Source organism: Algoriphagus antarcticus (assembly GCF_002150685.1).
Classification (GTDB): domain Bacteria; phylum Bacteroidota; class Bacteroidia; order Cytophagales; family Cyclobacteriaceae; genus Algoriphagus; species Algoriphagus antarcticus.
On sequence record NZ_MSSW01000122.1, the window covers coordinates 1 to 900 of the forward strand.

The following is a 900-nucleotide window of genomic DNA, read 5'->3' on the forward strand; positions in this document are numbered from 1 at the left end:
TAGCCAATTGTAGGACGACCTCAAACAACAAAGAAAAAGTGAAATTGTTAGACAAATTAAAAGCGTTGACAACTAAGCAGGACAAATCACCTGAATTGAAAAGGGGAGAGATTAAGCATATTCTCATTCAGACAGCGAGTGAACTATTGTCTGACTTTGAGTTTTTAGCATATAAAAATAGGTGCTACACATTTCAGCGACTACGACAAGTAAACAAGTCGACTGTTAACGAACTTCTTCACATAATTTTTACGCTTAAAGACAAAAACTTTGCTTGCTCTATTGCTTCAAGACTAAATCCAGAATACATTTTTTCTAACAACTACAACATTGGACTTTTAAATCCACACCAGGACTTAAAAGTGTTGAGACATAATTCCGGTGCGTTAAATATTCAAGACGCTTACTATTTTCACAACGGACAAGTAGAAACGACAACAAAAACCGTTATGGAAATTTTTGGAGACTTTAAAAAATATGGACTTCCTTTCCTTGACAAACAACTTGAACTACTAAAATCAAATTCAATTATCAAATGTGGGTTTGACTACATAGACGACTTGCAGACTGACAAGGTAAATCTAAAAAAGGAGATTACAGAAGAACTCAATAAAGGCGGACTTTTACTTTCGAGTCTGAAACACCCAATTTATTTAGACCTGAAAGAAAAATTGCAATCAGTGAGCGGACAAAGTAAAGAAGACAGACAAATAATTCCAAAGACAGCACACGAACTATTAGAAATATATTGGACGAGATGAAAAGAACAACTGGCTATAACAGGCGTTTGGCAAAAGTGGCGGTTCTGTGCTCCGCAGACACGTTTGTGGTTAATCAAAAGTTTGGTTCTCCGCATCAACATTTGTGGTGAAAATCGCCACCTTCGCCAAGCGCCAAACC

General features: G+C 36.7%; 1 protein-coding gene. It reads left to right on the top strand.

The genetic code is table 11. The annotated features are described in order from the left end of the window. The coding region (locus BVH04_RS25675; protein ID WP_169714519.1) for a hypothetical protein at positions 1 to 761 on the top strand (761 nt) is incomplete at its 5' end. Positions 762 to 900: the final 139 nt, after the last annotated feature.